Below are 7,500 nucleotides of genomic sequence, written 5' to 3' on the forward strand. Positions count from 1 at the left end.
TGGAGGCCCGAACCCACGCATGTTGAAAAATGCGGGGATGAGGTGGGGGTAGCGGAGAAATTCCAATCGAACCCGGAGATAGCTGGTTCTCCCCGAAATAGCTTTAGGGCTAGCCTCGGAAAAAAGAATCGTGGAGGTAGAGCACTGATTGGGTGCGGGGCCCGCAAGGGTTACCAAGCTCAGTCAAACTCCGAATGCCATAGATTTAGTTCCGGGAGTCAGACAGTGAGTGCTAAGATCCATTGTCGAAAGGGAAACAGCCCAGACCATCAGCTAAGGTCCCCAAGTGTGTGTTAAGTGGGAAAGGATGTGGAGTTGCACAGACAACCAGGATGTTGGCTTAGAAGCAGCCACCATTGAAAGAGTGCGTAATAGCTCACTGGTCGAGTGACTCTGCGCCGAAAATGTAACGGGGCTAAACACACCACCGAAGCTATGGCTTGATGCTTGCATCAGGGGTAGGGGAGCGTTGAATGCGGGTTGAAGGTGTACCGTAAGGAGCGCTGGACTGCATTCAAGTGAGAATGCCGGTATGAGTAACGAAAAGATCTGTGAGAATCAGATCCGCCGAAAGCCTAAGGGTTCCTGAGGAAGGTTCGTCCGCTCAGGGTAAGTCGGGACCTAAGGCGAGGCCGATAGGCGTAGTCGAAGGACAACAGGTCGAAATTCCTGTACCACCGTAATCCGTTATGAGCGATGGGGTGACGCAGTAGGGTAGTGACGCGGACTGATGGATGTCCGTCTAAGCAGTGAGGCTGGTGTGTAGGCAAATCCGCACATCGTAAGGCTGGGCTGTGATGGGGAGCGAAAATTATAGTAGCGAAGGTCATGATCTCAGACTGCCAAGAAAAGCCTCTAGCCAGGAGAAGGTGCCCGTACCGCAAACCGACACAGGTAGGCGAGAAGAGAATTCTAAGGCGCGCGGAAGAACTCTCGTTAAGGAACTCGGCAAAATGACCCCGTAACTTCGGGAGAAGGGGTGCCTCGGTAGGGTGAATAGCCCGAGGGGGCCGCAGTGAAAAGGCCCAAGCGACTGTTTAGCAAAAACACAGGTCTGTGCGAAGCCGCAAGGCGAAGTATACGGGCTGACGCCTGCCCGGTGCTGGAAGGTTAAGGGGAGTGGTAAGCCTTCGGGCGAAGCTATGAACCGAAGCCCCAGTAAACGGCGGCCGTAACTATAACGGTCCTAAGGTAGCGAAATTCCTTGTCAGGTAAATTCTGACCCGCACGAATGGCGTAACGACTTGGGCGCTGTCTCAACGAGAGATCCGGTGAAATTTTAATACCTGTGAAGATGCAGGTTACCCGCGACAAGACGGAAAGACCCCATGGAGCTTTACTGCAGCTTGATATTGAATTTGGGTACGATCTGTACAGGATAGGTGGGAGCCGTTGAACTTTGAGCGCCAGCTTGAAGGGAGGCATCCTTGGGATACCACCCTGATCGTATCTAGGTTCTAACTTGGTACCGTGATCCGGTGCGAGGACAGTGTCAGGTGGGCAGTTTGACTGGGGCGGTCGCCTCCTAAAGAGTAACGGAGGCGCCCCAAGGTTCCCTCAGAATGGTTGGAAATCATTCGAAGAGTGCAAAGGCAGAAGGGAGCTTGACTGCGAGACCTACAAGTCGAGCAGGGACGAAAGTCGGGCTTAGTGATCCGGTGGTACCGCATGGAAGGGCCATCGCTCAACGGATAAAAGCTACCCTGGGGATAACAGGCTTATCTCCCCCAAGAGTCCACATCGACGGGGAGGTTTGGCACCTCGATGTCGGCTCATCGCATCCTGGGGCTGAAGTAGGTCCCAAGGGTTGGGCTGTTCGCCCATTAAAGCGGTACGCGAGCTGGGTTCAGAACGTCGTGAGACAGTTCGGTCCCTATCTGTCGTGGGCGTAGGAAATTTGAGAGGAGCTGTCCTTAGTACGAGAGGACCGGGATGGACGTACCGCTGGTGTACCAGTTGTTCCGCCAGGAGCACCGCTGGGTAGCTATGTACGGAAGGGATAAGCGCTGAAAGCATCTAAGCGTGAAGCCCCCCTCAAGATGAGATTTCCCAATTAGTAAGACCCCTTGAAGACGACGAGGTAGATAGGTTGGGGGTGGAAGTGCAGTAATGCATGGAGCTGACCAATACTAATCGGTCGAGGGCTTATCCTAAAATAAAACGCAAATGAGTTTCGGATCCAGTTTTCAGGGTGTAACCTTGAAAGTATGTACAAGTGACATATGATAAGCGCATGGCTATTCATTCACACGATAAGTGATGAACCGAATAACCGTACGGTAGAATTTGCACAGCAAATTCATGTTTGGTGGCGATAGCGGAGGGGTTCCACACGTACCCATCCCGAACACGACCGTTAAGCCCTCCAGCGCCGATGGTACTTGGACCGCAGGGTCCTGGGAGAGTAGGACGTCGCCAAGCGATATCCTTTAAAGGATGATGAAGTTTTACATGTTAGGGCCTTTAGCTCAGCTGGTTAGAGCGCACCCCTGATAAGGGTGAGGTCGGTGGTTCGAGTCCACTAAGGCCCACCACTTCTAGAATAACAAAAAGATTGGGGCCATAGCTCAGCTGGGAGAGCGCCTGCCTTGCACGCAGGAGGTCAGCGGTTCGATCCCGCTTGGCTCCACCAATATTCCCTGATAGCTCAGTTGGTAGAGCACTCGACTGTTAATCGAGTTGTCACAGGTTCGAGTCCTGTTCGGGGAGCCATGTTTTGAATATTTCTGACTTTTATATATAAGGTGGCGGCGTAGCTCAGCTGGCTAGAGCGTACGGTTCATACCCGTGAGGTCGGGGGTTCGATCCCCTCTGCCGCTACTCGGAGAGATACCCAAGTGGCTATAAGGGGACCCTCTGCTAAGGGGTTAGACTGCGAAAGTGGTGCGAGGGTTCGAATCCCTCTCTCTCCGCCATAAATTTATTGGAATCAGAACTTATTTTGTAAGGCCCGTTGGTCAAGGGGTTAAGACACCTCCCTTTCACGGAGGTAACAGGGGTTCGAATCCCCTACGGGTCATAATATGGAGGCTTAGCTCAGCTGGGAGAGCATCTGCCTTACAAGCAGAGGGTCGGGGGTTCGATCCCCTCAGCCTCCACCATAAGAAAATTTGATAAATCCCTTTTAATGTCGCGGGGTGGAGCAGTTCGGTAGCTCGTCGGGCTCATAACCCGAAGGTCGTAGGTTCAAATCCTGCCCCCGCAATTAATTTCCTATTGGAAATGCCTCTGGAACTGTGGTGTAGAGGCCTAACATGCCTGCCTGTCACGCAGGAGATCGCGGGTTCGAATCCCGTCAGTTCCGCCATTTTAATCTCATATATAGTTGACATATATAGTGCGGATTATATGGTGTAGTAATAAAACAAAATATGGCTCGGTAGCTCAGTCGGTAGAGCAGAGGACTGAAAATCCTCGTGTCGGCGGTTCGATTCCGTCCCGAGCCACCTTTCAAGTGGGAAATGAGTAATGTGCCGGTGTAGCTCAACTGGTAGAGCAACTGACTTGTAATCAGTAGGTTGGGGGTTCAAGTCCTCTCGCCGGCACCATTTTGGAGGATTAGCGAAGTGGCCAAACGCATCAGACTGTAAATCTGCTCCCTTACGGGTTCGGTGGTTCGAATCCATCATCCTCCACCAGTCTTTTCATAATCATATGGCGGTCGTGGCGAAGTGGTTAACGCACCGGACTGTGACTCCGGCATTCGTGGGTTCAAGCCCCATCGGCCGCCCTTTATTCTTAATTTATTGGGGATTAGCCAAGCGGTAAGGCAACGGACTTTGACTCCGTCATGCATAGGTTCAAATCCTATATCCCCAGCCATTAAGAGCCATTAGCTCAGTTGGTAGAGCACCTGACTTTTAATCAGGGTGTCGAAGGTTCGAGTCCTTCATGGCTCACCATTTATAATTATTTTGCGGTCGTGGCGGAATTGGCAGACGCGCACGGTTCAGGTCCGTGTGGGCTAACCCCCGTGGAGGTTCGAGTCCTCTCGACCGCACCATATTTTGCGGACGTGGCTCAGCGGTAGAGCATCGCCTTGCCAAGGCGAGGGTCGCGGGTTCGATTCCCGTCGTCCGCTCCATTATCCATACGGCGCCATAGCCAAGTGGTAAGGCAAAGCTCTGCAAAAGCTTCATCCCCAGTTCAAATCTGGGTGGCGCCTTGACTGCTCATTATGGATTTAAATATGCGCCCTTAGCTCAGCTGGATAGAGCGTTTGACTACGAATCAAAAGGCCGGGAGTTCGAATCTCTCAGGGCGCGCCATTTCTTAAAAAAAGTATAATGTCGGGATGTAGCTCAGCTTGGTAGAGCACCTGGTTTGGGACCAGGGGGTCGCATGTTCAAATCGTGTCATCCCGATACTGATTTGCGGGTGTAGTTCAATGGTAGAACTCCAGCCTTCCAAGCTGGTAGCGTGGGTTCGATTCCCATCACCCGCTTTTTGCTATAGCGGATTCTTGTTGCCTCAGTGGTGACACCTTATAAATAAAGAGAGCCTGTCTGGGGACAGAGCTCTCTCTTTTTTTGTATTTATCTTCATGTACCCACAATGTGTTGATTATTCATAATCTCGGTATCGGTGTATATCGTTCTGATCATACAACTGGTATACACCGATAACCGATCTAGTGGACAGTTTTTACACGGGAATGGTCAGCTGGATGGAGGTTCCCTCATCTGGAGCAGAGGTCATGCTCATAAATCCCCCTACCCCTCTAGCTCGTTCTTCCATACTGAACAATCCAACTCCCTCTCCTTGGGACTTTCCAGAGAATCCAATGCCCTCATCCCGAATGGTCACTTGTATCATTTCATCTTGATCCTCAACGTCGACATATGCCTCCGCTACATCTGCGTATTTGGCTACATTCGTTAATGCCTCCTGTACAATCCGATAAATTGCTATTTCCTTGCGAATATCAAGGCGTTTACGTAGAGTGCATTGAAAATGCACCTCAATCCCGTAATGAGAACAGAAGTTTTCAATATAGGTTCTTATAGCTGGGACGACACCCAAATCATCCAGAACTGAGGGACGAAGTTCCCACGCTAGACCACGAACATCTTTGATGATGTCGGTCACCTGCGAACGAAGACTCTCCAGAGCAGCACTAGGTTGTTCGGCAAGTTGGCTATCTAACTGAATAATAAGTGAAAACAAGCTTTGTCCTATCCCATCATGTAGCTCTCTTGAAAAGCGTTTACGTTCTTCTTCCTGTATTTGCATGACTTGCGTCATCATAGACTGGAGTTCTGCTTCTACTTTCTTCAGTTTAGTGACCTCATTGCGGATCGCTAAGTACTGATAGGGTTTACCTTCCTCGTCCATAAACGGAACGATCGTAGTATTCACCCAGTAGTAGCTGTTATCTTTAGCACGATTACGTATTTCTCCTTGCCATACCTCACCTGAACGGATTGTAGTCCACAGGTTTTTCATGAAGGCAGGGGTATGATAGCCTGAATTAATGAGACGATGATCCTGACCGATCAGCTCTTCACGACTGTATTGCGAAATCTCACAAAACTTGTCGTTCACGTACTGAATAATACCTCGATGATCGGTCAAAGCAACAATGGAAGACGTATCTAGAGCAAATTTTAGATTGGATAGTTGGTGGAGTGAGTTACGTAGTGCATGGAGAAAAGGGGACTCTGGTATATAAATTTCTAGATCATTCAGCAATGTATCGGTTGATTCACCAAAGGCATGCTGCAGTAAAGGATTAGAAGGTTCATTCATAATGGAGCAGCCCCTTTTTTAGTGCGAATTTGACTAGCTCAGGTCGTGTTTTCAAGTTAAGCTTCTCCATAAGGTTACTTTTATGGGACTCTACGGTTTTGACGCTAATCACTAGGTGCTCGGCAATTTCCTTGTTGGCATATCCTTTGGCTACCCACGATAGAATCTCCTTTTCCCGCTCAGATAGGGATTCATAGGGTCCGGCTATGCCTTCCTGTTTGATTTTGTCCAGATATTCACTCATCAGTCGTTTGGTTGCATTCGGGTACAAGTAGGCACTACCCTCGGCTACAGACTGGATGGCAGCGAGCAACTCCTCGTGAGGTGCGCTTTTTAAAATATATCCGGATGCTCCAGCCTGAATGGCCCGGAACAGATATTCTTCATCATCATGCATTGTTAAAATAAGGACTTCTGTGTCGGGCAACTTTTTTTTTAATTCAGTGGTTGCCGTGAGACCATCTTTGCCAGGTGGCATGCTAAAATCCATGAGCACGACATTAGGTTGTAGCTCCACTGCCTTGTGGATTGCCTCATCCCCGTCTGCTGCATCTCCTACTACCTTGATACCGTTTTTGCCGTCCAATAGGGCCATGAGGCCAGAACGTACGACAACGTGATCATCCACTACTAGTATACGAATCAATTTGTCATCCCCTCGAACGGTAAAAAAACCGTGCGTTTTGTCATAATCATAGCAAATTTTAGGGATTTCAATCAACAAAGATAGTTAGGGACAGTGATATCAAGTATTTTATGAGTTTCATTATCTACAGAACATTGTTGATCTATGGAGTAAGAGGGTAAGCACATAGTTGGCTAAGGCGTTGAGCGACTTGAGTGGCCTCGGCTACATCAGACTCTGTGAACATCCTCACATCACGATTACCAAGAAGCAGCACACCGTTGGGCAGATCCCCTGTGCTGGAAAAGGGAATAGCAACAGCAGAGTGAAGCTGCTCGGCCAGCATTAGTGCACATTCCTGACGCAAACGTATACTACCTGATAGCAAAGCACTTACAGTCACGGTACGTCCCAAGCGAACAGCCATCCCGGCAATACCATGGCCAATCTTAAAAGAAATAAGACGATAGCGATTGCTTCGGCTACCGGAGGCGTAATACCAATGCAACTTACCACCCGACTTGGACATAAATGCAAGGGCAGTGAGATCACCATAAATAGTATCTCTCAACTGATTCAGTTCTTTTCGCATTTCATCCGTTATTTGTAGCATAGAAGACACATCCTTTTTCATAACCAAACTATATCTCTAATTCATTGTAGTTCCGACAGTTACAAAAGTAGATCAGGGAACCCCCTGATCTATAGGCGCAGGAAACACTGACTTTTCATCTGGTCGGGTAAGGAGTAGGGAAAAGGCCGATAAATGGGGCGTTAGCTTACTTTGGAAGTGATATTTATCACAGCAAATCAGGGAGTAGGAAGGTATAAAATCAGGTGTTCTCCCGATAACAACCCAGGCATTAAAACATTATGATATAGATATCAGGTAAACACGAGGAGGACGCTAACATGCAAGCCACTTGTATGGAACGGTTTGGGGACGAAGCGGAACGCACGGGAATTCAGATTTATTTGACAGAAGAACATTTGGATCTGCTAAAAGATATTATGTCCTGGAAGAAGGTAAAGGCAGGCGTTATGCTTTTCCGAGAGGGCGATGATGCAGAGCAGCTTTATTATATACATTCAGGTCATGTTAAACTTCGTAAATCGACAGAAGATGG

4 protein-coding genes, 21 tRNA genes and 2 rRNA genes (2 of these 27 cut by a window edge) are annotated in these 7,500 nt (G+C 48.9%); 24 read left to right on the top strand and 3 right to left on the bottom strand.

Annotated features, from left to right (window positions below):
- The 23 genes from MKY24_RS01885 to MKY24_RS01995 all read left to right on the top strand — a co-directional run.
- Positions 1-2,153: ribosomal RNA gene (locus MKY24_RS01885) — 23S ribosomal RNA — on the top strand (it extends 774 nt beyond the left edge of the window).
- A gap of 151 nt (positions 2,154-2,304) precedes the next feature.
- Positions 2,305-2,421, top strand: a 5S ribosomal RNA gene (gene rrf / locus MKY24_RS01890).
- Positions 2,422-2,457: 36 nt separating this feature from the next.
- Positions 2,458-2,534: transfer RNA gene (locus tag MKY24_RS01895), tRNA-Ile, on the top strand.
- Between the two features lie 22 nt (positions 2,535-2,556).
- Positions 2,557-2,632, top strand: a tRNA-Ala gene (locus tag MKY24_RS01900).
- Positions 2,633-2,636: 4 nt separating this feature from the next.
- Positions 2,637-2,712: transfer RNA gene (locus MKY24_RS01905), tRNA-Asn, on the top strand.
- 34 nt (positions 2,713-2,746) lie between these two features.
- A tRNA-Met gene (locus tag MKY24_RS01910) sits at positions 2,747-2,820 on the top strand.
- 3 nt (positions 2,821-2,823) lie between these two features.
- Positions 2,824-2,915 (top strand) — tRNA-Ser (locus MKY24_RS01915).
- 32 nt (positions 2,916-2,947) lie between these two features.
- A tRNA-Glu gene (locus MKY24_RS01920) sits at positions 2,948-3,019 on the top strand.
- A gap of 6 nt (positions 3,020-3,025) precedes the next feature.
- Positions 3,026-3,101 (top strand) — tRNA-Val (locus MKY24_RS01925).
- Between the two features lie 30 nt (positions 3,102-3,131).
- Positions 3,132-3,205, top strand: a tRNA-Met gene (locus MKY24_RS01930).
- A 25-nt stretch (positions 3,206-3,230) separates the two neighbouring features.
- Positions 3,231-3,307, top strand: a tRNA-Asp gene (locus MKY24_RS01935).
- A gap of 66 nt (positions 3,308-3,373) precedes the next feature.
- Positions 3,374-3,446 (top strand) — tRNA-Phe (locus MKY24_RS01940).
- A 26-nt stretch (positions 3,447-3,472) separates the two neighbouring features.
- Positions 3,473-3,548: transfer RNA gene (locus MKY24_RS01945), tRNA-Thr, on the top strand.
- A gap of 4 nt (positions 3,549-3,552) precedes the next feature.
- Positions 3,553-3,638, top strand: a tRNA-Tyr gene (locus MKY24_RS01950).
- Positions 3,639-3,657: 19 nt separating this feature from the next.
- Positions 3,658-3,730 (top strand) — tRNA-His (locus tag MKY24_RS01955).
- 17 nt (positions 3,731-3,747) lie between these two features.
- Positions 3,748-3,822, top strand: a tRNA-Gln gene (locus tag MKY24_RS01960).
- Between the two features lie 4 nt (positions 3,823-3,826).
- Positions 3,827-3,902 (top strand) — tRNA-Lys (locus MKY24_RS01965).
- Positions 3,903-3,916: 14 nt separating this feature from the next.
- Positions 3,917-4,003: transfer RNA gene (locus MKY24_RS01970), tRNA-Leu, on the top strand.
- 6 nt (positions 4,004-4,009) lie between these two features.
- Positions 4,010-4,084 (top strand) — tRNA-Gly (locus tag MKY24_RS01975).
- A 10-nt stretch (positions 4,085-4,094) separates the two neighbouring features.
- Positions 4,095-4,165: transfer RNA gene (locus MKY24_RS01980), tRNA-Cys, on the top strand.
- A 26-nt stretch (positions 4,166-4,191) separates the two neighbouring features.
- Positions 4,192-4,268: transfer RNA gene (locus MKY24_RS01985), tRNA-Arg, on the top strand.
- Positions 4,269-4,290: 22 nt separating this feature from the next.
- Positions 4,291-4,364 (top strand) — tRNA-Pro (locus tag MKY24_RS01990).
- Between the two features lie 9 nt (positions 4,365-4,373).
- Positions 4,374-4,444 (top strand) — tRNA-Gly (locus tag MKY24_RS01995).
- A 200-nt stretch (positions 4,445-4,644) separates the two neighbouring features.
- On the opposite strand, the gene MKY24_RS02000 is transcribed toward MKY24_RS01995, so the two are convergent.
- The 3 genes from MKY24_RS02000 to MKY24_RS02010 form a co-directional block, all read right to left on the bottom strand.
- The gene (locus tag MKY24_RS02000; RefSeq protein WP_023986656.1) at positions 4,645-5,748 is read right to left on the bottom strand and encodes a PAS domain-containing protein; all 1,104 of its coding nucleotides are present in this window, start codon (positions 5,746-5,748) and stop codon (positions 4,645-4,647) included.
- Positions 5,741-6,394: a response regulator transcription factor gene (locus MKY24_RS02005; protein WP_023986657.1), complete on the bottom strand. Its 654-nt coding sequence runs from the start codon at positions 6,392-6,394 to the stop codon at positions 5,741-5,743. The genes MKY24_RS02000 and MKY24_RS02005 overlap by 8 nt, the downstream gene beginning before the upstream one ends.
- A gap of 142 nt (positions 6,395-6,536) precedes the next feature.
- Positions 6,537-6,986, bottom strand: a complete 450-nt coding sequence (locus tag MKY24_RS02010; protein WP_028542674.1) for a GAF domain-containing protein — start codon at positions 6,984-6,986, stop codon at positions 6,537-6,539.
- Between the two features lie 299 nt (positions 6,987-7,285).
- On the opposite strand from MKY24_RS02010, the gene MKY24_RS02015 reads away from it, so the two are divergent.
- Positions 7,286-7,500: the 5' portion of a Crp/Fnr family transcriptional regulator gene (locus MKY24_RS02015; RefSeq protein WP_023986659.1), read on the top strand. 526 nt of this gene lie beyond the right edge of the window; only the first 215 of its 741 coding nucleotides appear in the window; its start codon is at positions 7,286-7,288; its stop codon lies beyond the right edge, outside the window.

It is taken from the genome of Paenibacillus sp. FSL P2-0322, from assembly GCF_037975315.1.
Lineage (GTDB): Bacteria > Bacillota > Bacilli > Paenibacillales > Paenibacillaceae > Paenibacillus > Paenibacillus polymyxa_B.

Excerpts from the sequence above, each read along its gene's own strand:
- MKY24_RS02000 (WP_023986656.1), bottom strand. The coding sequence starts at position 5,748 with ATGAATGAACCTTCTAATCCTTTACTGCAGCATGCCTTTGGTGAATCA.
- MKY24_RS02010 (WP_028542674.1), bottom strand. The coding sequence starts at position 6,986 with ATGCTACAAATAACGGATGAAATGCGAAAAGAACTGAATCAGTTGAGA.